This is a genomic window from Janthinobacterium sp. RA13, assembly GCF_000745325.1.
In the GTDB taxonomy this organism is placed as follows: Bacteria; Pseudomonadota; Gammaproteobacteria; order Burkholderiales; family Burkholderiaceae_D; genus Janthinobacterium; species Janthinobacterium rivuli.
Genome location: NZ_JQNP01000001.1, coordinates 3,298,381 through 3,319,331, shown reverse-complemented (window position 1 = coordinate 3,319,331; position 20,951 = coordinate 3,298,381). Strand labels below are relative to the sequence as shown.

At 64.2% G+C, this 20,951-nt stretch carries 18 protein-coding genes and 2 tRNA genes; 7 read left to right on the top strand and 13 right to left on the bottom strand.

The annotated features are described in order from the left end of the window. The first annotated feature begins 45 nt into the window (after positions 1-45). The 4 genes from FG13_RS14710 (at position 46) to FG13_RS14695 (ending at position 4,273) form a co-directional block, all read left to right on the top strand. Positions 46-1,341, top strand: a complete 1,296-nt coding sequence (locus tag FG13_RS14710; RefSeq protein WP_035828173.1) for an MFS family transporter — start codon at positions 46-48, stop codon at positions 1,339-1,341. A 76-nt stretch (positions 1,342-1,417) separates the two neighbouring features. Next, entirely contained in the window at positions 1,418-2,113 is a 696-nt protein-coding gene (locus FG13_RS14705; RefSeq protein ID WP_035822012.1) for a fumarylacetoacetate hydrolase family protein, read from the top strand. Positions 2,114-2,131: 18 nt separating this feature from the next. Further along, a complete protein-coding gene (locus tag FG13_RS14700; protein ID WP_152598773.1) occupies positions 2,132-2,455 on the top strand; it encodes a thioredoxin family protein in 324 nt (107 codons plus the stop codon). A 519-nt stretch (positions 2,456-2,974) separates the two neighbouring features. Continuing rightward, positions 2,975-4,273 (top strand): MFS transporter, encoded by a 1,299-nt coding sequence (locus FG13_RS14695; RefSeq protein ID WP_035822011.1) that lies wholly within the window; start codon positions 2,975-2,977, stop codon positions 4,271-4,273. Between the two features lie 52 nt (positions 4,274-4,325). On the opposite strand, the gene FG13_RS14690 is transcribed toward FG13_RS14695, so the two are convergent. The 9 genes from FG13_RS14690 to FG13_RS14650 form a co-directional block, all read right to left on the bottom strand. Further along, positions 4,326-5,834 (bottom strand): histidine-type phosphatase, encoded by a 1,509-nt coding sequence (locus FG13_RS14690; RefSeq protein ID WP_035828170.1) that lies wholly within the window; start codon positions 5,832-5,834, stop codon positions 4,326-4,328. A gap of 120 nt (positions 5,835-5,954) precedes the next feature. Continuing rightward, entirely contained in the window at positions 5,955-8,438 is a 2,484-nt protein-coding gene (locus tag FG13_RS14685) for a TonB-dependent siderophore receptor (protein WP_051959078.1), read from the bottom strand. An 80-nt stretch (positions 8,439-8,518) separates the two neighbouring features. Continuing rightward, on the bottom strand, positions 8,519-9,517 hold the full coding sequence (locus FG13_RS14680) for a FecR family protein (RefSeq protein WP_035822009.1): 999 nt from the start codon (positions 9,515-9,517) through the stop codon (positions 8,519-8,521). Beyond that, positions 9,514-10,041, bottom strand: coding sequence for a sigma-70 family RNA polymerase sigma factor (locus tag FG13_RS14675; protein WP_035822007.1), 528 nt, complete (start codon positions 10,039-10,041; stop codon positions 9,514-9,516). Before FG13_RS14675 ends, FG13_RS14680 begins: the two co-directional genes overlap by 4 nt. A gap of 181 nt (positions 10,042-10,222) precedes the next feature. Continuing rightward, positions 10,223-10,299, bottom strand: a tRNA-Met gene (locus tag FG13_RS14670). 52 nt (positions 10,300-10,351) lie between these two features. Next, positions 10,352-10,428 (bottom strand) — tRNA-Met (locus FG13_RS14665). A gap of 91 nt (positions 10,429-10,519) precedes the next feature. Next, on the bottom strand, positions 10,520-11,467 hold the full coding sequence (miaA, locus tag FG13_RS14660) for a tRNA (adenosine(37)-N6)-dimethylallyltransferase MiaA (protein ID WP_035822005.1): 948 nt from the start codon (positions 11,465-11,467) through the stop codon (positions 10,520-10,522). A 79-nt stretch (positions 11,468-11,546) separates the two neighbouring features. Continuing rightward, positions 11,547-13,454, bottom strand: coding sequence for a DNA mismatch repair endonuclease MutL (mutL, locus tag FG13_RS14655; RefSeq protein WP_035822003.1), 1,908 nt, complete (start codon positions 13,452-13,454; stop codon positions 11,547-11,549). Between the two features lie 69 nt (positions 13,455-13,523). Further along, complete coding sequence (locus FG13_RS14650; RefSeq protein WP_035822002.1) at positions 13,524-14,462, bottom strand: peptidylprolyl isomerase; 939 nt, start codon at positions 14,460-14,462, stop codon at positions 13,524-13,526. A 248-nt stretch (positions 14,463-14,710) separates the two neighbouring features. Between FG13_RS14650 and FG13_RS14645 the strand changes: the two genes are divergently transcribed. Further along, the gene (locus tag FG13_RS14645; RefSeq protein ID WP_035822000.1) at positions 14,711-15,361 is read left to right on the top strand and encodes a VTT domain-containing protein; all 651 of its coding nucleotides are present in this window, start codon (positions 14,711-14,713) and stop codon (positions 15,359-15,361) included. 208 nt (positions 15,362-15,569) lie between these two features. Further along, positions 15,570-16,550, top strand: a complete 981-nt coding sequence (locus FG13_RS14640; protein WP_235211737.1) for a carbonic anhydrase — start codon at positions 15,570-15,572, stop codon at positions 16,548-16,550. Here FG13_RS14640 and FG13_RS14635 read toward each other — a convergent pair. The 3 genes from FG13_RS14635 to tsaE are packed head-to-tail and all read right to left on the bottom strand — an operon-like array spanning position 16,547 to position 19,247. Continuing rightward, positions 16,547-17,383 carry a D-hexose-6-phosphate mutarotase gene (locus tag FG13_RS14635; RefSeq protein ID WP_035821994.1) on the bottom strand — a complete coding sequence of 279 codons (837 nt, stop codon included), beginning with the start codon at positions 17,381-17,383 and terminating at the stop codon, positions 16,547-16,549. The two genes, FG13_RS14640 and FG13_RS14635, sit on opposite strands and share 4 nt — an antisense overlap. A 14-nt stretch (positions 17,384-17,397) precedes the next feature. Beyond that, a complete protein-coding gene (locus FG13_RS14630) occupies positions 17,398-18,795 on the bottom strand; it encodes an N-acetylmuramoyl-L-alanine amidase (RefSeq protein ID WP_035821991.1) in 1,398 nt (465 codons plus the stop codon). Continuing rightward, positions 18,759-19,247 carry a tRNA (adenosine(37)-N6)-threonylcarbamoyltransferase complex ATPase subunit type 1 TsaE gene (gene tsaE, locus FG13_RS14625; protein ID WP_034746843.1) on the bottom strand — a complete coding sequence of 163 codons (489 nt, stop codon included), beginning with the start codon at positions 19,245-19,247 and terminating at the stop codon, positions 18,759-18,761. Before tsaE ends, FG13_RS14630 begins: the two co-directional genes overlap by 37 nt. Before the next feature lie 78 nt (positions 19,248-19,325). On the opposite strand from tsaE, the gene queG reads away from it, so the two are divergent. After that, complete coding sequence (queG, locus tag FG13_RS14620) at positions 19,326-20,417, top strand: tRNA epoxyqueuosine(34) reductase QueG (RefSeq protein WP_035821988.1); 1,092 nt, start codon at positions 19,326-19,328, stop codon at positions 20,415-20,417. A 7-nt stretch (positions 20,418-20,424) separates the two neighbouring features. Here queG and FG13_RS14615 read toward each other — a convergent pair whose 3' ends face one another. Continuing rightward, the gene (locus FG13_RS14615; protein ID WP_035821987.1) at positions 20,425-20,802 is read right to left on the bottom strand and encodes a DUF3052 family protein; all 378 of its coding nucleotides are present in this window, start codon (positions 20,800-20,802) and stop codon (positions 20,425-20,427) included. Positions 20,803-20,951: the final 149 nt, after the last annotated feature.

The window sequence follows — 20,951 nt, the reverse complement described above, 5'->3', positions numbered from 1 at the left end:
CAATCCGGCTGGCGTTGGCTTTTTCACACGAACAAGAAGACTGATATGACATCCCACGATACTCCGCATGACGTTGCGCAGCTGACTTCCCAGCAGCGCATCAAGGCCATCATTGGCGCTTCCTCCGGTAACCTGGTCGAATGGTTCGACTTCTACATTTACTCGTTCTGCGCGCTGTATTTCTCGCACGCTTTCTTCCCTTCCGGCAACCCGACGACGCAGTTGCTGCAGACGGCCGGCATCTTCGCCGCCGGCTTCCTCATGCGTCCCGTGGGCGGCTGGCTGTTCGGCCGCATCGCCGACAAATACGGCCGCCGCCAGTCGATGATGATTTCCGTGCTGATGATGTGCGGCGGTTCCCTGATGATCGCCGTCCTGCCGACCTATGAAACCATCGGCGCCTTCGCCCCGTTCCTGCTGCTCGTGGCGCGTCTGTTCCAGGGCTTGTCCGTGGGCGGCGAATACGGTACCAGCGCCACCTACATGAGCGAAGTATCGGAATCGGGCAAGCGCGGTTTCTTTGCCTCGTTCCAGTACGTGACCCTGATCGGCGGCCAGTTGCTGGCCTTGCTGGTGCTGGTGGTCTTGCAACAATTGCTGACGCTGGAAGAATTGCGCGCCTGGGGCTGGCGTATCCCGTTCGTGTTCGGCGCCCTGGCGGCCCTCGTGTCGCTGAACCTGCGTAAATCCCTGACGGAAACGACCACCGCCAGCGAGCGCAAGGACAAGGATGCGGGCAGCCTGCGCGGCTTGCTCAAGCACAAGCGCGCCTTCATCACGGTGCTGGGCTTTACGGCCGGCGGCTCGCTCGTGTTCTACACGTTTACCACCTACATGCAGAAATACCTGGTCAATACGGCCGGCATGGATACCAAGACGGCCAGCGCCGTCATGACCTGCGCCTTGCTGGTGTACATGATTTTGCAACCGGTGTTCGGCGCCTTGTCCGACCGCATCGGCCGCCGCACGTCGATGCTGTTCTTTGGCGGCCTGGCCACCCTGTGCGTGTTGCCGATCATGCATGCCTTGAAGGACGTCACCAGCCCGTACGCGGCGTTTGGCCTGATCATCATCGCCCTGGCCGTCATCAGTTTCTACACGTCGATCAGCGGCTTGATCAAGGCCGAAATGTTTCCCGTCGAAGTGCGCGCGCTGGGCGTGGGCCTGTCGTATGCGGTCGCCAACGCCATGTTCGGCGGTTCGGCCGAATACGTGGCGCTGCAGTTCAAGGCCTGGCACGTGGAAGAGTATTTCTATTGGTACGTGACCGTCATGTGCCTGATTTCCTTCATCGTCGCCATCCGCATGCCGGACCCGAGCCGCTCGGGGCTGTTGAAGTAACGTTGTCGTAAAATGAGGGACACTGCGGTGTCCCTTTTTCATCACCGTCTTTTTATCGTGCCGATCAGGAGTTTCCATGTCGTATGTCATTGCCGCACCGATCCAGCCCAGCGTTCCCGTCACCGGCAGCGCCGACAGCTTTCCCGTTCATCGCATCTATTGCGTGGGGCGCAACTATGTCGACCATGCCAAGGAAATGGGCCACACGGGCCGCGAGGCGCCGTTTTTCTTCATGAAACCAAACGACGCCGTGCTGCCCGTGCCTGCCGGCACGACGGGCGAACTGCCGTATCCGGCGCAGACGCAGGATTTCCAGCACGAGATGGAGCTGGTGGTGGCCATCGGCAAGGGCGGCAGCGACATCGGCGTGGCCGATGCGTTGAGCCACGTCTGGGGTTATGCGATCGGCCTGGACATGACGCGTCGCGACGTGCAGGGCGCGGCGAAAAAACTGGGCCGTCCATGGGACACGGGCAAGGCCTTCGAGCACTCGGCGCCCATCGGTCCCATCACCCCGGCCGCGCAGGCGGGCGACGTCAGCCATGCTGCCATCACCCTGCACGTGAACGGCGAGCTGCGCCAGGGCAGCACCATCGACATGCTGATCTGGAGCGTGGCTGAAACCATCGCCGACCTGTCGACCTATTTCACTTTGCAGCCGGGCGACCTGATCTACACGGGCACGCCGGCCGGCGTGGCGGCCGTGCAGCGCGGCGACGAGCTGGTGGGTGCCATCGATGGCCTGGGCACCTTGCGCGTGAAAGTGGTCTAAGCTGTTTAGGAGACTGACATGATGAGCGACACATATTCCGTAGCACAGCCCACGCGCGCCGAGATCGACGCCTTGACGGGCCCTGCCCTGCTGGAATTTGGCACGGGCTGGTGCGGCCATTGCCGCGCCACCCAGGCGCCGCTGGCCGCCGCCTTTGCGCAGCATCCCGGCGTGCCGCACCTGCGCGTCGAAGACGGCCCCGGCCGCGCCCTGGGGCGTTCGTTCAAGGTGAAACTGTGGCCGACCCTGGTTTTTTTGAAAGATGGTCAGGAAGTGGCGCGCCTCGTGCGCCCGCTCGACAGTGCGGAGATCGGCAAGGCGTTTGCCCTGATCGAGGCGTAATTGGCTTGCATCATTTCTTGCCGCACCGCACCACTGCGCGTATCATAAGCCGCTTACAGCAAGATCAACCGCATCCTGAGTGATGCAGGCGCGATCATCGCCGGCCCGCTCCACCCGGAGGGGCCGCAGGCAAGGATTCACCACAAATGACCGATGCCGCGATGCCGACGCGCGGGTCTGGTACGGAATGCCTGGCGATACGCCGGGCCTGATACACGTCGCCCATCCCCTGACGCCTTTCCTGCCGTGCCCCGGGTAACCGGATGGCGCACGACCGTTGTTTCTCTAAATCAGCACTGATCACGGCGCGATAGCGCGTGTTGGTACACCGTTGCCTGCCGTTAACAACGGCGTGTTGCGGCGTGGAATTTGTTTGCGAATTTAATAGCAAATTTGCAGCAATTACGCCCGCGCACAGCTATGATATGTGAACCGCGCGCCTAGACACCGTGCTGTGCTGCTGCCTGAAAAAACATCCAGAGAATGGCCTTTAGACACCCTCCCCAAGGAGCGCAGTAAATGAGTAAGCCCCGGAGCACCCCCCCCAAGAAAAATTCCCCCGGCACGGTGCTGTTCGCCAGCCTGATCGGCACCACCATCGAGTTCTTTGACTTTTATATCTACGCCACCGCCGCCGTGCTGGTGTTCCCGAAACTGTTCTTCCCCGCCGGCGACCCGTCGGCCGCCGTGTTGCAGTCGCTGGCCACGTTCGCCATCGCCTTCTTCGCCCGCCCTATCGGCTCGGCCGTATTCGGCCACTTCGGCGACCGCATCGGCCGCAAGGCGACTCTCGTGGCAGCCTTGCTGACCATGGGTATCTCGACCGTCATCATCGGCTTGCTGCCGACATATGCCGCCATCGGCACCCTGGCGCCGCTGCTGCTGGCGCTGTGCCGTTTCGGCCAGGGCCTGGGCCTGGGTGGCGAGTGGGGCGGCGCGGTGCTGCTGGCAACGGAAAACGCGCCACCGGGCAAACGCGCCTGGTACGGAATGTTCCCGCAGCTGGGCGCGCCGATCGGCTTCTTCCTGTCGGGCGGCATCTTCCTCCTGCTGAGCGAAACCATGACCGATGAACAGTTCTTCAGCTATGGCTGGCGCATCCCGTTCCTGGCCAGCGCGCTGCTGGTCATCGTCGGCCTGTACGTGCGTCTGAAGATCACGGAAACGCCGGACTTCCAGAAAGTCATCGACAAGAACGAAGTCGTCAAACTGCCCGTCGCCACCGTGTTCCGCCAGCATGGCCGCATGCTGTTCCTGGGCACCATCATCGCCCTGGCCACCTTCGTGCTGTTCTACCTGATGACGGTGTTTGCCTTGAGCTGGGGCACGACCAAGCTGGGCTTCACGCGCAAGGAATTCCTCATCGTGCAGCTGTTCGCCGTGCTGTTCTTCGCGCTGACGATTCCATTCTCGGCCGTGCTGGCCGACCGCCGCGGCCGCCGCGCCACCCTGATCTGGGTTTCCGTTGCCATCGCCATCTTCGGCCTGGTGCTCGCGCCCATGTTCGGCTCCGGCGTGACGTGGGAAGTGACGGTCTTCATGGCCGTTGGCCTGGGCCTGATGGGCATGACCTACGGACCGCTGGGCACGATGTTGTCCGAGCTGTTCCCGCCGGAAGTGCGCTACACGGGCGCTTCGCTGACGTTCAACCTGGCCGGCATTCTCGGCGCCTCGCTGGCGCCGTACATCGCCACCTGGCTGGCGACGAATTACGGCTTGCAATACGTGGGCTACTATTTGTCGTTGGCCGCCGTGCTGACCCTGGGCGCCTTGCTGATGGTGGGCAAGCCACGCGAGGGCAAGGAAGCCTGGCAGTAACTGCTTTCTGCTCGATGGTCGAAAGCCGCCAGCTGCCCAGCTGGCGGCTTTTTTATTTCGCCGCCACGTGGCCGTAGCAGGCTTTCAGTCCCGCGTAATCATAGAAGACGCTGCCCGGCGCGATGCGGGCACTGTCGCACGATGGCTGGAACGGCGTTTCCTTTTCGTTGTACAGCAGGCGCACGATCAGCTGACCGTCGCCATTGCGGTACACGTCCCACTGCATGTTGGCCGCCAGCGGCGCGACGGTCTGGCCGCGCCAGGGATTCGCGTCATAACTGTAACTGTCCGAAGCCGGCAGCGGCTGCTGCAAGCCCATGGCCGATGCCAGCGGGATGATCATCTCGGCGTGCGTGAAGCGCAGCTTGGCCGCGTGGCGCAAATCTCCTTTGGCCAGCGCATCGACTTCCTTGAAAAAATCGTCGCGCAAGGCCAGCGCGAAGCGCCAGGTCACGCCGGCGCTTTCCGTGGTGGCCGGTCCCTTTTCGTAGAAATCCTCGTGGTCGGCGACAGCGGCGTAGTAGCGCGCATCCTCGGCGGGCATGTAGCGGCTGAAATCGGCCGGCGCTTCATGGCGCATGCCGGCGGCGATCGCGTATAGCGCATACAGCTGCGTGGCGGCCGCATTCAGGCTGCGGATGACGGTCTTGCCGCTGCCCGTCATGGTGCGCGTGAGTTTGCCGTCGTCGCTGGTGAAGGTGTAGTTGCCCGTGTCGGCATAGCTGGCGCCGCCGCGCTCAAGCTGGTCGAGGAAGGCGGGCGCAAACAGCCGTTCGAGCACGTGGCGCGCGTGCGCGGCGGCCGCCGGCAGCCGGGCGGGCGAGTCCATCAGTGCGTGCAGACCCTTGGTGCGGATATAGCGCTGGTACGCCTGGCTGGCATGGTAGGTGGCGTAATAAGGATGGCCCGGATCGGTGACCCGGTCCGTCTGCGGCGCCAGCTTGTGCGCGTACAGCAGGAAGCGGTTGACGCCATCCGCTTGTAATATCGGCTGTACCGCGGGCGCGTGTTCGAGCAGCGACTGCGTGAAGAAGCGGGCGCTGTCGCGCGCGCGGTCCACGCCGGAATGGATGGTGACGAGCTGGCGCGGCGCCGTGGCGGCGTCTTGCCCCACTTGCGCGAACAGGGCGGGCAGGCGCGCCAGCAGGCGCGCGGCCAGCTGCCGGTGTTCCTCGATGCCCGTCTGCGACAGATTGCCGTAGCCGGGTGATTCGATGCCGACCACGCCATAACCGAGCAAGGCGTTCGCCCGCATCAGGGCCAGGATGTCTGGACCCAGTTCACGGCCCAGCGGCGTCAGGGCATCCTGCGCGGCCGCCTGCTGCCACATCGCATACAGGGCCGCGTCGCCCTTCATGCGCGTCAGTCCGCGCGCACCGTGGCGCGCCACCAGTTGCGTGTAGATCGGCTGGAAGCTGGCCGGCGGCGCGGCATACGTGGCCGGGTCCTGCTGCGGTGAATATGGGGTCTTGGTCTGGTAATGGCCGTCGACGGCCAGGGCGGGGCTGGCGTACAGGGCAAGGGTCAGCGCAATGCTGGACAGGGGAAGCGGTTGGGACATGGTTTTTTCGTTGTGATTCATTCTCGGACGCCAGCCTAGCACTGAACGAAAAAAAGCGGAAAAAAAAGCGGACACGGCTGAATACCGTGTCCGCCTGCGCCGTCACAGCAAGGTGTCAGCCTACCACTTCGGCGTGTACTTCACGGTGAACTGCACGTTGCGCGGGTCGCCGTAGTAGTTGTTCGACCCGGTGGTGTTATAGGACGGGATGATGTAGCGCTTGTCGAACACATTGTTGACGTTGAGCGACAGGGCCACTTGCGGCGTGGCTTGCCAGCCCAGGCGCGCATTCCAGATCGAGAAACCGGCCACCTTGAAGGTGCGCTCGGTATCGACCGTATGGCTTTGCAGGCTGGTGCCGGCGCCCACGCTGAATTTGTCCCAATCACCGGGCAGGGTATAGCTGGACCAAAGGCGCAGCATGTGCTTCGGCGTCCACGTGGAGAAGACCTCGCCCTTGTTGTCCGGATCGTCGAGGTAGGTCGTCGTCGTGTAGGCGTAACCCGCCGACAGCTGCAGGCCGCGCGCCACTTCGCCCGACACTTCCGCTTCCAGGCCCTGGCTGCGCACCTTGCCCGAGGCGCGCGAGCAGTACCAGCCGTCGCAGGCGAAACCGGCGGCGTAGTCGGTGACGGCCCGGTCCTTGTGGTCGTAGCGGAATACGGCCAGCGAGGTGTTGACCTTGCCGTCCAGCAGTTCACCCTTGATGCCGCCCTCGTAGCTGCTGCCCGTGATCGGCTTGAGGGTGCGGCCTGCCACATCGTGGTTGGTCTGCGGCTGGAACACGTCCGCATAGCTGGCGTAGGCCGACCATTGCGGCGTCAGTGCATAGATCAGGCCCACCGAAGGTGTGAACTTGGCCGTGGTACGGGTGGCATCGCGGTAGCCGTCCGGCGTCGCATACAGGAAGTCGTACCAGCTGAAACGTCCGCCCAACAGGGCTTTCAGGTTGCTCGTCAGCTGGCCGTTCCAGTTGGCGTACAGGCCTTTCTGGCGCATGTCGTAGGTGCTGTAGCTGGTCACGCCCGCCGGGCGTGCTGCGATGGTGTCGAAATCCTGCCACGGGCGATGGTGGTTGATGTTGAAGATATCCGCGCCCGTTTCCCACGCGCGCGCATAGCGGTCGTTCGACGTGAGGCTGACATAGCTGGCGCCGACGACGACTTCCTGCGCGATGCCCAGGCCGTCGAATTTGCCGCGCACGAAGGCGTCGATGCCGCGCTTGCGGTTATCGAAATCCGTGGAAAAGTCGCCATAGCGCGCGCCGCTGCCGTCGGGATTGATTTCAAAGGCGACGCGCTGGTGCGTGGAGCTGGTGCTTTCATTCATGCCCAGCGCCGAGGCCTTCAGGCTCCATTGCGTATTGAAGTGATGTTCCAGGTCCAGATAGACGGTGCTCTGTTCCACCTGGCTGCGGTTCCAGTCGGCACCCGTGAAGGTGGAGCGTGGCAGTGGCAGCGGGCTGCCATCCGCATAGCGGGGCAGGCCGATGAAGGTGGGACGGCCATGGGCCTTGACATGGCTGACGGCCAGGCCCACGGTGGTGGCGGGCGCCAGGTCGTAGTCGAGCGCCGCGTACAGGGTGCGGTTCTTGCTCCACACCTGGTCGATGAAGGAATGGGTGTCGTCTTCATCGACGATGGCGCGCCCGCGCAGGGTGCCTTCCGCATTCAGGGGCGAGCTGACGTCGACCTGGGCAGCGTAGTGGTCCCAGGAACCGGCGCGTCCCGTCACGGTGATCGCGCGCATGGCCAGCGGGCGCTTGCGCACCAGGTTGACGGAGCCGCCGGGGCTACCCGTGCCGACCAGCATGCCCGAGGCGCCGCGCAGCACTTCCAGTCGGTCGTAGATGACCATGTTTTCCTGGCCCCAGTTACCCAGTGCATAGGTGTTGCGGTCGATCGGCACGCCATCGTACTGCCATTGATCGATCTGGAAGCCGCGCGCCGTGATGACCACGCCCGGCCCCACGCCATGCACGCCCACCACGCCGGTGACGTTGTTGACGGCTACACTCAAATCCGTGATCCCTTGGTCGTCCAGGCGCTGGCGCGTCAGCACGCTGACCGATTGGGGGATATCCTTCATCGCTTGCTCGCCCTTGCCGATGGTGAGCTTGCGCGCCGTGTAGGAGCCGCTGCCTTCCGTGGTGGCGCCTTGCTCGGCCTGGCCGACGATGGTAATCGAGGGCATGGTGCGTTCGGCCGCCGAAGCGCTACTGGCCGCCGCCGTGGGAGCGGCGACCGCAGGCGCGGCCACCAGCACATAGCCGGTGGACGTCTTGCCGATCGCATAGCCGCTGCCGCGCAGCAGCATGGCGAAACCGTCATCGATGGCGTAGCTGCCTTGCAGGCCGGCGCTGGTCAAGCCTTGGACCTTGGATGCATCGATGACGATGGACACGCCCGCCTGCTGCGCATAGCGGTTCAGGGCGCCGGCCAGCGGTCCGGCGGGAATGCTGTAGCTGGCGGTGGCAGGTGCCGTTTGCGCAACTGCCTGGGCGTGCAGGCCGGCGCCAGCGAGCAGCATGGCCGCCAGGGCCAGCGGACGCAAACGCGTGCGCAAGGGATTCGGGGACGAAACGGGAACGACTTGAGCGTACATGGTGACAGCCTTTTTTGATTGATCTCAGCTGCCTTGACGCACGAGATGCGCAAAGTGGAACCGCGAACGCAAAAAAACATTTATTTTTTTGCGGTGCCAGTGTCTGGCGCGTCCACCATCACCAGGTAGCGCGTCAGCATGCGGATGCGCAGCTGGGGGAAATTGTCGATGAGCAGTTGCAGCGCCTTGTCCGTATCGTCCAGCGGCAGCACGGCGGCCACGCGGATACCGGCGATCTGCGCACGGTCGTAATGCAGCTGGCCGGGGCGGTGGCGCGCCAGCTCGTCGAGCACCTGGGCCAGCGGCAAGTCGTCGACCACCAGCCGGCGCGCGCGCCAGGCATCCTGCACGCTGGCCGCATCGATGCTTGTCAGTGGCCCGACGCCATCGTCCGTGATGCGCGTGCGCTGGCCCGCCTGCACCACGACGGCCGGATGTTGCGGCACCTGCGCCGAGACCTTCGACTCCAGCATGCTGAGGATGGTGGCGCCGCCTTCCCTGCGCACCGTGAACCGCGTGCCCAGCGCGCGGATCGCCGCCTGCTTGCTGTCGACGATGAAGGGGCGATGTGCATCCTTGGCCACGTCGACAAGGATGTCGCCGCGCACCAGTTCCACATGCCGCTCGCTCCCATTGAAACGCACGTTGACGGCGCTGTTGCCGGCCAGCGTGATCTGGCTGCCGTCGGCCAGGGTGTGCGTCTGCCATTGTCCCGTGGGGCTGCGCAGGTCGGCCAGCAGGTAGGCGGGGCGCTCGCTGAGGGCCAGCGTACCGGTCAGCGCGAGTACGGCCACGGCGCTGGCCGCGGCCAGCTGGCGCAGACGCCGGCGCTTGGGTGCGATGGCGGCCAGGGCGGCGCGCGCGGGGCGATGGTCGCCGCCGGCCGGCTCGCGCACGGCGCTCAGTTGAAGCAGCAGGTTTTCCATGCCGGCGGCGACCGTCGCGTGCAGCGGGTCGGCTGCCTTCCACGCGGCAAAGCCGGCCCGCGCCGTGTCGCGTTCGGCCGGATCGTCAGCGCTGAGCTGCACGATCCAGCGCGCGGCCTGCTCGGCCGCGATATCCGTGCGCGTGCCGCTCATGCCGCCATGGCCGGGCAGGCGTGGCGGCAGGCCAGCAAGGCTTGCACCAGGTATTTTTGCACCATGCGTGTGGAGACGTTCAGCTGCGCGGCGACGGCGGCCTGCGATTGCTCTTCCAGGTAGTGCAACAGAAAGGCGTCGCGTGCCTTGGCCGGCAAACCGTCCAGTGCCGTGGCGATCTGCCCGAGCGCCTGCACGGCCATCAGGATCTCGTCGGGTGAGGGCGCGCCTGGCAGGCTGTCGGCCAGCAGGGCCAGTTCCGCCAGATAGCTGCGCTCGAGTACTTGCCGGCGCGCGCGGTCGAGCAGCAAGCGCTTCGCCGTCGTCGACAGGTAGGCACGCGGCTCGCGCATGCCGAACAGCGCGTCGCGCGAGGCGATGATGCGTAAAAAAGTATCTTGTGCCACGTCGGCCGCGCCATGCGGACAGCTGAGTTTTTTGCGCAGCCAGCCGACCAGCCAGCCGTGATGCTCGCTGTAGAGCGACTGCACTTGCTGTTGCAGGCTGGACTGGATGGCGGACATGGGCGATGAATAATATAAATGAGAATTATTCTCATTGTAAGCGGCAGAGGCGGGTTGCCACAATCCCCAATGCGTGGGGATGGGGCAGGTGTTGCGCGCAGGCCGCATGTACGGCGGCGCTGAAAATGAAAAAACCCGCCGCTGCGCAGGGCAGGGGCGGGTTTTTCATGCTGCTAATTCTTGGTGGTGATAGGTGGACTTGAACCACCGACCCCAGCATTATGAATGCTGTGCTCTAACCAACTGAGCTATATCACCAAACAGACCGGATGCTGGTTTTGACCAGTAAAAAAACCTGATCGATGTTCTTTGGTGGTGATAGGTGGACTTGAACCACCGACCCCAGCATTATGAATGCTGTGCTCTAACCAACTGAGCTATATCACCCAACAGCCGAGCATTATCCAGTCTTCCCATTTCCTTGTCAATGCCGGCCATGAAAAATCTGTGGATTTTTTGTGTGCTGTAGCGTTCATGATTATTTCATCAACGGCTGGATCTGCGCCAGCATGGACGAGGCCGGATCAGGGCCCAGGCAATCGATGACGATGCGTTCCGGCATGGAGCGTAACCATGTCAACTGACGTTTGGCCAACTGGCGCGTGGCGATGATGCCCGTCTCGCGCAGGGCGGCGCGGTCGATGCGGCCATCGAGGTATTCCCAGGCCTGGCGGTAACCGACGCAGCGCATCGAGGGCAAACCCGGGTGCAGGTCGCCGCGCCGGCGCAACCCATCCACTTCATCGAGCAGGGCGTCGTTTTTCAGCATGATGTCGAAGCGCGTGGCGATGCGCGCGTGCAGCACGGCGCGGTTTGACGGCTCCAGCGCGAACGATTGGAGCTGGAACGGCAGCACGGTCTTTTCGCGCCGCGCCAGCAGGGCCGACATGGGCTGGCCGGACAGGGCGATGATTTCCAGCGCGCGGCCGATACGCTGCGCATCCTGTGGCGCCAGGCGCGCGGCCGTGACGGGATCCTGCTCGGCCAGGCGCGCATGCATGGCGGGCCAGCCGATGGCGGCCGCGTCTTCTTCCAGCTGGGCGCGCAGCACGGGATCGGCGCCGGGCAAGTCGTCGAGGCCATCGGCCAGGCCTTTGAAGTACAGCATGGTGCCGCCGACCAGCAGCGGCAGCTTGCCGCGCGCCGAGATTTCGCTCACCAGGCGCAGGGTGTCGTTGCGGAACTGCGCCACGGAATACGCGTCCAGCGGGTCGATGATGTCGATCAGATGATGCGGTACCTGGGCCAGCTCTTCCTTCGACGGCTTGGCCGTGCCGATATCCATGCCCCGGTAGACGAGGGCGGAATCGACGGAAATGATCTCGGACGGGATGGCTTGCGCGATGGCCAGCGCACTGGCCGTCTTGCCGCTGGCCGTGGGGCCCATGATGGCGACGGCCAGGGGGAGGTGTGGGGTGTTTGTCATGGTGCTTTTTTGATGTGCTTGCGATGGGGACCCCAAGGCAAAGGCTGGGGTCAGACCCGGCGGGTCTGACCCCGGAATTTTATTGGCCGCGCAGGAATAATTTATCGAGCGCGTTGATCTCGACCTGCACCCACGTGGGCCGGCCATGGTTGCACTGGTCGGCGCGTTCCGTGCTCTCCATCTGGCGCAGCAGGGCGTTCATTTCCTGCACCGATAAAATCCGGTTCGCGCGCACGGCCGTGTGGCAGGCGAGGGTGCCCAGCAATTCGTTCTGGCGCTCGATCAGGACGCGCGAGCCGCCGTATTCGCGCACGTCGCGCAGCACGTCGCGCGCCAGGGTTTGCGCGTCCGCGTTTTTCAGCAGGGTCGGCACGGAGCGCACGGCCAGCGTCGTGGGCGACAGGGCGGCGATATCAAAACCCAGCGCTTTCAAGGTGTCCTGGTTTTCATTCGCCGTCGACACTTCAATGGCGTCCGCGTAGAACGTCACGGGGATCAAGAGCGACTGCACCTGCATGTCCTGGCCCGAGACCTGCGCCTGCAGCGCGTTTTTCAGCTGTTCGTACAGGATGCGCTCGTGCGCCGCGTGCATGTCGACCAGCACCAGGCCCTTGGTATTTTGCGCCAGGATGTAGATGCCGTGCAGCTGGGCCAGGGCAAAGCCCAGCGGATATTCTTCGCGCGCCATCGCTTCGGGCGAGGCGATGTACGGTTCCACCTGCGTGATCGGCGAGGATGCAGCGGCGCCGCCAAACAGGGCGCCATACGCCGCCGTGTCCTGGGCCACGCCTGGCGCGTCGGCAAAGAAGGGATGGTTCGCGCCGGGCGAGGCGGGCGCGAAGGTGTTCGTGAATTGCGTGCCGAACGACGTTTGCGTCTGCTCGCGGCGCCAGATGCCGGGGCCTCCCAAACCGGCGCCCGCGGTATCGCCGCCCAGGGTGGACGCGGCCGGCAAAGGTGCCGGCACGCTGCCAAAGGCCGTGGCCGACGTCTGCGCCAGCGCGCGCTGCACCGCGTGGAAGACGAATTGGTGCACGGAGCGGCTGTCGCGGAAGCGTACTTCGATCTTCGACGGATGCACGTTGACGTCGACCAGGGCCGGGTCGAGGTCGAGCGCCAGCACGTACGACGGGAAACGGTCGCCATGCAGCACGTCCTGGTAGGCCATGCGCACGGCGTGTACCAGCAGCTTGTCGCGCACGAAGCGCCCGTTGACATAAAAGAACTGGCCGTCGGCGCGCGCCTTCGATGCCGTCGGCAAGCCGGCAAAGCCGTGGATGCGCAAGGTGCCGGCCGATTCGTCCAGCGCCAGGCGCGCTTCGGCAAAGTCGTTGCCGAGGATGTGGGCGCTGCGCTTGGCCAGTTCGCTGATATTCCACTGGTCGATGGTGCGGCCGTTGTGCGACAGCGAGAACGATACGTCCGGCCGCGCCAGCGCGATGCGGCGCACGACTTCGGCGCAATGGCCGTATTCCGTCTGTTCCGATTTGAGGAATTTGCGCCGCGCGGGCGTGTTGAAATACAGGTCTTGCACGTCGACCGTGGTGCCGTGCGCGCCCGACGATGGCGAGACGCTGCCATTGTGCGAGCCGACGATTTCCCACGCATGCGCCGCGTCCGCCGTGCGCGAGGTCACGGTGACGGCGGACACCGAAGCGATCGAGGCCAGCGCCTCGCCGCGAAAGCCCAGGGTGCCCACGTTTTCCAGGTCGTGCAGGGACGCTATTTTCGAGGTGGCGTGGCGCGCCAGGGCCAGCGGCAGCTGGTCCTTGTCGATGCCGCGGCCGTTATCGGTAATCGCGATGCGTTTCACGCCCCCTTCTTCCAGCCGCACGGTGATCTGCGTGGCGCCCGAGTCGAGCGCGTTTTCCAGCAATTCCTTGACGACGGCCGATGGCCGCTCGACCACCTCGCCGGCGGCGATTTGCGAAATCAACTGGTCAGGCAGGGCCTGGATCGGGCGGTGGGGCGTGATGGGAGCGTTCATGCGCCAATTATACCGGGGTCAGACCCGTCGGGTCTGACCCCAGCCCTTGCTCTTGGGCTAAAAGTTGGCCTATTTCCCCACCTCCCGCACCGGTATCGGCGCATTGCACAGGTCAATATGGCCGGCCGTGACCTTGCTCCACGGGCCGCCGCGGTGGCGCTGGGCTTCCAGCACGGCCTGGTAGGCGGCGCTGTCGGTGCGCATCACTTCCAGGTTCGCGCGCTGCTCCGCCGGCACGCTGGCGGCCAGGCGGATGGACTTGATCGGCACGTTTTTCTCGGGGCTGTCATAAAAACCCATGGGGCCCGTGCCGCGTGGCAGCGTGGACAGCAATGGTATGCCGGAGACGACTCTGCCGACGACCGTGATGTCGCGGTCCAGGTGGCGCGGCGACTGGCCGATGACGGCGTACAGTTCCGTGCCGCCGCCGCTGTCGCTGGCGCTGTCGCGGCCCACGCCCACGGTGGCGTAGCAATGCGTGAGCCAGGCCGTGCCGGTTTTCGGATCGCGCGCGGACGGGAAACCGTTCGAATGGCCCACTTGCGGTGCGTAGCCGTCCACGTCCGGCAGGCGCGTGAAGCTCTTGATATTTTTCAGCGGCACCGTGAATTCGCCGGGCAGGGTGCGCTGCGCATGCTGGATCGGCTTGGGATTTTTCTCGTTCGGATCGCCCCACTGCGCCACCCAGTTGTCCTGCGCGCGCGTGATGGCCAGGCCGTCGTAATACTGTTCGGCTACCAGGGCCTTGATGTTGGCCACGTGTTTCGGCGCGAAGTCCGGCGCCAGCTCGATCACCACGCGGCCAGCGGGAATGTCCAGGTACAGGGTGTTGTTCGGGTCCAGCGCACGCCAGTCGGACGGTTTCGAAGCCTTGATCACGTCGGCCAAGGTCGCCTTGGCGGGCAGTTCGGCGGGCGCCTTGATCTGCACAGGTGCCGCGTGGGCAGTCAGCTGTGCAAGGCCCAGTACGGTGGCCATGGTCAGGCCGCTCAGTGGGTGTCGATACATGTTTTCTCCTGGTCGGCGCGGGTTGCGCCGTGCAGAAAGTGTATACCGGAATGCCAATATTTCGTTGGAAAAACATTGCAGACAGCAATGCTGACAGTTGTCTGCCGATAAGGCGATTCCTTAACCTTTACTTAAATTGCCACGCCGCCAAGGGCGCCGCATAATTAATCCAGAAATATCGGCCCGGGGACTGCCGTTGCGCCGGTCGGGTGGTGTATGATTCCGCCGCTACCTTTAGGGAAAAATATATGGATTTTGTGCAATTCCTCGACATGATCGTGCATGTCGACAAGACGCTGGGTCTCTTGATCGAGCAGTACGGCACCCTCGTGTATGCGGTGCTGTTCGCCATTATTTTTTGCGAGACAGGCCTCGTGGTGCTGTTTTTCTTCCCTGGGGATACCTTGCTGTTTATCGCCGGCGCGTTTTGCGCGACGGGACAGATGCACCTGGGCTTGCTGATCTTCCTGCTCGTCACGGCGGCCGTCACGGGCAACACGCTCAATTACTGGATAGGCGAGGCCATCGGGCAAAGGGTGTTTACCCACGATTACCGCTGGATCAACAAGGATGCCATGCGCCGCACGCATGAGTTCTTTGAAAAGCACGGCGGCAAGACCATCATCCTGGCCCGTTTCGTGCCGGTGGTGCGCACCTTCGCCCCGTTCGTGGCCGGCATTTCCGACATGACGCATACGCGCTTCCAGATGTACAACATCACGGGCGCCCTGTTGTGGGTGGTCGGTCTGGTGACGGCGGGCTACTTCTTCGGCAATATCCCGTGGATCCGCGACCACCTGACCCTGATCGTGCTGATCGGCGTCGGCGCCGCCGTCGTGCCGGTGGTGCTGGGCGGCATGTGGAAGCTCTACAAGCGCATGGTCGGCAAGTCGGCGTAAGGCCGCATGGATGCGGGGCAAGCGCGTTGCGGCACAGTCCGCAGCCGGCCCCGGATCCCGTTTTTCCCTGTCTTGTTTCTGTTTTACTCCCGCCTTGATTCAAGTTTTGTTGCTTTCCAGCCGTAAACCAGAGGGTATTCTCACTTTCTGGATTTCCATGCGACATTTGAGCGCCCTGTTAGCTTGCAGCCTTGCCGCGATGGCGGCCATGGCAAGCGCCAAAGATGCCCCCGTCCCGGCGAGCGCCACCGCATCCGCGCCCATGTCGGCGTCGGCGCGCGCGGCCGCCATGAAAACCCTGACCGAATCGGTGAAGGGCAAGGAGGCCAAGGCGCCTGTCGTCGTCGCGCCCACGGCGCGCGAAAAGGAAGAAGCGGCCGAAGTCGACCTGTCCGAACGCATTGCCGCGCGCCTGGCGGAAATGCGCGCCACCCAGGCGGCCCGCGCCGCCGCCCGCGCCAAGCGCGCGGCCGTGGTGAAGGCCGCGCCGCCGCCACCGCCGCCCGTGCCGCGTGGCACGCACTGGTCGTACGAGGGCGACAGCGGCCCGGCCCACTGGAGCAAGATCAACGTCGACTGGGGCAAGTGCGGCAATGGCAGCCGCCAGTCGCCGATCGATATCCGCGACGGCATGAAGGTGGAACTCGAGCAGATCAGCTTTGACTACCACCCGTCGTCATTCAATGTGGTCGACAATGGCCATACGGTGCAGGTGGGCGTGAGCGGCGGCAATTACATCACGGTGCAGAACCGCATGTTCGAGCTGCAGCAATTCCATTTCCACCGTCCGTCCGAAGAGCGCATCAATGGCAAGGCGTTCGAGATGGTGGTGCACCTGGTGCACCGCGACGCGGAAGGCCGGCAAGCCGTACTGGCGCTGCTGCTGGAACGCGGTGCGCCGCAAGCGACCATCCAGACCGTGTGGAACAACCTGCCGCTGGAAAAATTCGAGACCATGCAGCCGACCATCCTGCTCGACCCGGCCGAGATGCTGCCCACGCGGCGCGATTACTACACGTACATGGGATCGATGACGGAGCCGCCTTGCAGCGAAGGCGTGCTGTGGATGGTGATGAAGCAGCCGGTGCAGGCGTCGCCGGCGCAGATGGCGCTGTTCAGCCGTTTGTATCCCTTGAATGCGCGCCCGATTCAGCCGACGAATGGCCGCATCATCAAAGAGTCCAATTAAACGAATGCGAGGCGCTGGCGGCCGATCCATTCGGCGCCGGCGGCCAGCAGGTCGGGCTGGATCAGGGCCGGCTCGATGCAAATGAAGCGCGGCTGCTCGTCGTCGGCCAGGTCGGGCAGGGCGGCCGCGTCTTGCGCGCCCGGGTTCCACACGACGGCGTCCGTAAAGCCCTGCTGCTCCAGGCGCAGCGTATGGCTGCCAGACTGCAGGCTCAAGGCGCCCGGCAGCTGGTAGTAGATGCGGTCCAGCTTGTCGGCGAACTGCAGCACTTCTTCCGCCTGCAAGGCGTCTTGCGGCGTCTCGTCCGAGTAGCGCACGCGCTGCAAGCCGCCAATGCGCGCTTCGCTCAAATCATCAATCGCAAAATACGTATGCAGGGCGGCCGAGAATGGAAACGCCTGTTCGCCCGTGTTGTGCACGGACAGGTGCAGCTCCAGCGATTGGGCCGTGACGGCCACGCGCAGGCGCAAGGTGAACGCGTAAGCCCAGCTGGCGGAGATCGCTGCCGGCAAGTCGGCCTGGGTCAGGATAAATTGCGCCCATGCGGCGCCATTGGCCTCGCCGCTCGATTCCTGCTGCCACGTCGCCACGCGCGCAAAGCCGTGGCGCATGCCGGTGCCGCGCGCGCCGAACTGGGGAAAGATCACGGGTACGCCGCCGCGGATGGCGCGGCTGCCGTCGAGGCTTGATGCGCGGCTGCAGAACAGGCGCTCCTGGCCATCGCTGGTCTGCCACGAGACCAGGTGGCCGCCGTACAAGGTGACGGTCGCTTGCGCGCCGTCGGCCGCACGGATGGTCACGGCCGGCAGCTGGCCAAAGATACTCTCGCTCATGCTAGGCTTTCATGTCAGGTCAGGCGGCTTTTCGCCAGCGGCGGATTCTTGGCAAAATAATTCTTGATGCCCGTGACGATGGCGTCGGCCATCTGGTCCTGGTAGCCGTTGTCGGTCAGCTTGGCTTCTTCTTCCGGATTCGAGATGAACGCCGTCTCGATCAGGATGGAAGGGATGTCCGGCGCTTTGAGCACGGCGAAGCCGGCCTGCTCGACGGAACCCTTGTGCAGGCGGTTGATGCCGCCGATTTCGCGCAGCACGGCCTTGCCCAGCTTCATGCTGTCATTGATCTGCGCCGTCGTCGATAAATCGAGCAGCACGCTGGCCAGCTGCTTGTCGTGGTTTTTGACGTTCACGCCGCCGATCAGGTCGGCCTGGTTTTCCTTGTTGGCCAGCCAGCGCGCGGCCGTCGAGGTGGCGCCCTTTTCGGACAGCACGAACACGGACGAACCGCGCGCCGTCGGCTGGATGAAGGCGTCGGCGTGGATCGAGACGAACAGGTCGGCCTGCACCTTGCGCGCCTTTTCCACGCGCATGCCCAGGGGGACGAAGAAATCGGCGTCGCGCGTGAGCATGACGCGCATGTTCGGCTGCATTTCCAGCTTGGTCTTGAGGCGCTTGGCGATGGCCAGCACCACGTCTTTTTCGCGGCTGCCCCGGCTGCCCATGGCGCCCGGATCTTCGCCGCCGTGGCCGGGATCGAGCGCGATGGTAATCATGCGCACCACTTTCTGGCCCGGCAGCGGACGCGCTTCGGGGCGCTGTTCCGGACGTACGTCGGGCACGGGCGGTACGATGGGCGTTACCGGCGCGACGGCGGCCACGGGCGGCTTGCCGCTCTCGGGCAGGGGCAGCGCGGGCGGCGGCGTATGCGTGTCGGCCATGGGCGGCTTGGCCGGGTCGCTCGACCAGTCGCCTTTTTCGATCATCTGTGCGATCAGGTCCGGTTCGCGCACGGGATACAGGTCGAAGATCAAACGGTGGTTGTAGGAGCCGGCCGGCGGCAGGGTAAACAGCTGCGGCGTGACTTCTTCTTTCAGGTCGAACACCAGGCGCACGACGTTGGGCCGGTTCTGGCCCACGCGCACCTGCTTGATGTACGGGTCGTTCGACTGGATCTTCGCCACCAGGCCCTTCAGGGTGGGATTGAGTTCCAGGCCTTCGATGTCGACCACCAGGCGTTCCGGGTCCTTGACGATGAAGTGGGTCGCCTTGAGGATGCTGTCGTTTTCCAGTGTGACGCGGGTGTAGTCCTCGGCCGGCCAGACGCGCACGGCGAGAATTTGCGCCGCCATCGCCGACATGGGCGCGAACACGGACAACAGCAGGGTGCCGCCGGCCTTGAGTACCGTGCGCCGGGTGATGGGCGAGGAGATCAAAGGTTCGGGGCGAATTTGAGACGGTGAAGGCATGACAGACCCAATTCAGAAGACGCTTGCAATTCTACATCACGTCCTGTACCCGCAACGTTCAAATAAATATTCAGGTCGGCCGGCGGCAGCACCGGTTCGGCTTTCTCCGGCCATTCGACGATGCAGATATTGCGGCCGTCGAAGTCTTCGCGAAAGCCCGCGTCGAGGAATTCCTCGGCGCTGCCCATGCGGTACAGGTCGAAGTGGATGACGTTGACGCGCTGGCCATCGAGTTGCACAGTGTACGGTTCGGACAGCGTATAAGTGGGGCTTTTCACGTGGCCAGCATGGCCGGCCGCGTGCAACAAGGCGCGCGTGAGGGCCGTCTTGCCGGCACCGAGGTCGCCGTGCAGGTAGATCGCCAGGCCCGGCGCCAGCGCGCGCGCCAGCGCGGCGCCCAGCGCGGCGGTGCCGGCTTCGTCGTGGAGGTGGGCTTTGAAGTGTTCGGTCATGATCTTCGGTATCGCATAAAATGGAGGCTGCTGTCATTGTAACCGCCCGCGCGCCTGCCGTTTTCCGTAAAGTCCCCTATGTCCGCCACCATCACCGATCTCGCCGTCCTGGCGCGCACCATCAAAGAATGGGGGCGCGAGCTGGGTTTTGCCGAGGTGCGCATCGCCGACGTGGACCTGTCGCATATGGAAGCGCCCCTGCAAGCCTGGCTCGATGCAGGGTATCACGGCGAAATGGATTACATGGCCAGCCACGGCATGAAGCGTGCGCGCCCGGCCGAACTGGTGCCGGGCACGGTGCGCGCCATCAGCGCGCGCATGAATTATCTGCCGCCGGCGCTGGGTCCCGACTGGCGTAAGCACGAGGCGGCGCGCGACGCCGACCCGTCGGCGGCCGTGATCTCCGTGTATGCGCGGGGCCGCGACTACCACAAGGTGATGCGTTCGCGCCTGCAGCAGCTGGCCGAGCGCATCAAGGGCGAGATCGGCGACTTCGGCTACCGCGTCTTCAGCGATTCGGCGCCCGTGATGGAAGTCGAGCTGGCGCAAAAGGGGGGCCTGGGCTGGCGCGGCAAGCACACCTTGCTGATCAACCGCCAGGGCGGCTCCTTCTTTTTCCTTGGCGAGATCCTCATCGACGTGCCGCTGCCCGTCGACCCGCCGGAGACCCCGCGCTGCGGCCAGTGCTCGGCGTGCATCACGGTGTGTCCGACGCAAGCCATCCTGGGGCCGTACAAGCTTGACGCGCGCCGCTGCATCTCTTACTTGACGATCGAATTGAAGGGCGCCATTCCCGTCGAGATGCGCCCCCTGATCGGCAACAAGGTGTATGGCTGCGACGATTGCCAGACTGTCTGCCCGTGGAACAAGTTCGCCCAGCGCGCCGTCGTGCCCGACTTCGACGAGCGCCACAGCCTGGGCAGCGCCGGCATGGTGGAGCTGTTCGCCTGGACGGAAGAGGAATTCAATCGCCGCATGGAAGGCAGCGCCATTCGCCGCATCGGCCACGAACGCTGGCTGCGCAACCTGGCCGTCGGCATGGGTAATGCCGCCACCAAGGCCAAGGGCCAGGCCGACATCGTCGCGGCCCTGCTGTCGCGACGCGAGCACCCGTCGGCCATCGTGCGCGAACACGTCGAGTGGGCGCTGGCCTTGCACGGCGTCGCTTGACCTGCGTTTAAGCTTGCTTCAGCCGCAGCGCCGACCATTCGTTATCGATGGCGACCATCGCCACGCTGTCGAGTCCTGATTCCTGCGCATACAGGCGGATATCGTCGCGGTGGATGTCGCTGCCCGCTTTGATTCCACCCTTGCGGTACGCCACCCAGACGGCGCCGCCGGGTGCCAGCCGCGCCTGCGCCACCGGCAGGAATTGCGCCAGCTCCGCGCGGCTGCGCGCGAACAGCAAGATCCAGTCGGCATTGTCACCTTCCCGCACCAGCCGCTCCGCCGGCAACTGCGCCAGCAATTCCCCATGCTCGCCGCCGTCATTGAGCACGGCCAGGGAGCTGGCATTTTTCACATACATTTTCTCAAGGGCGGATTTGTCAGGCATGGCATCGGCGTGTGGATGGTGAAAAGACGAGCATAACAAATTTCTCCTTGACTTATCGATATATCGTTATAAAATGACGATACCTACTAACGATATATCTTTAAAGAGAAAACATGAGAAACTCACACCACGCAGAACACGGCCACGGC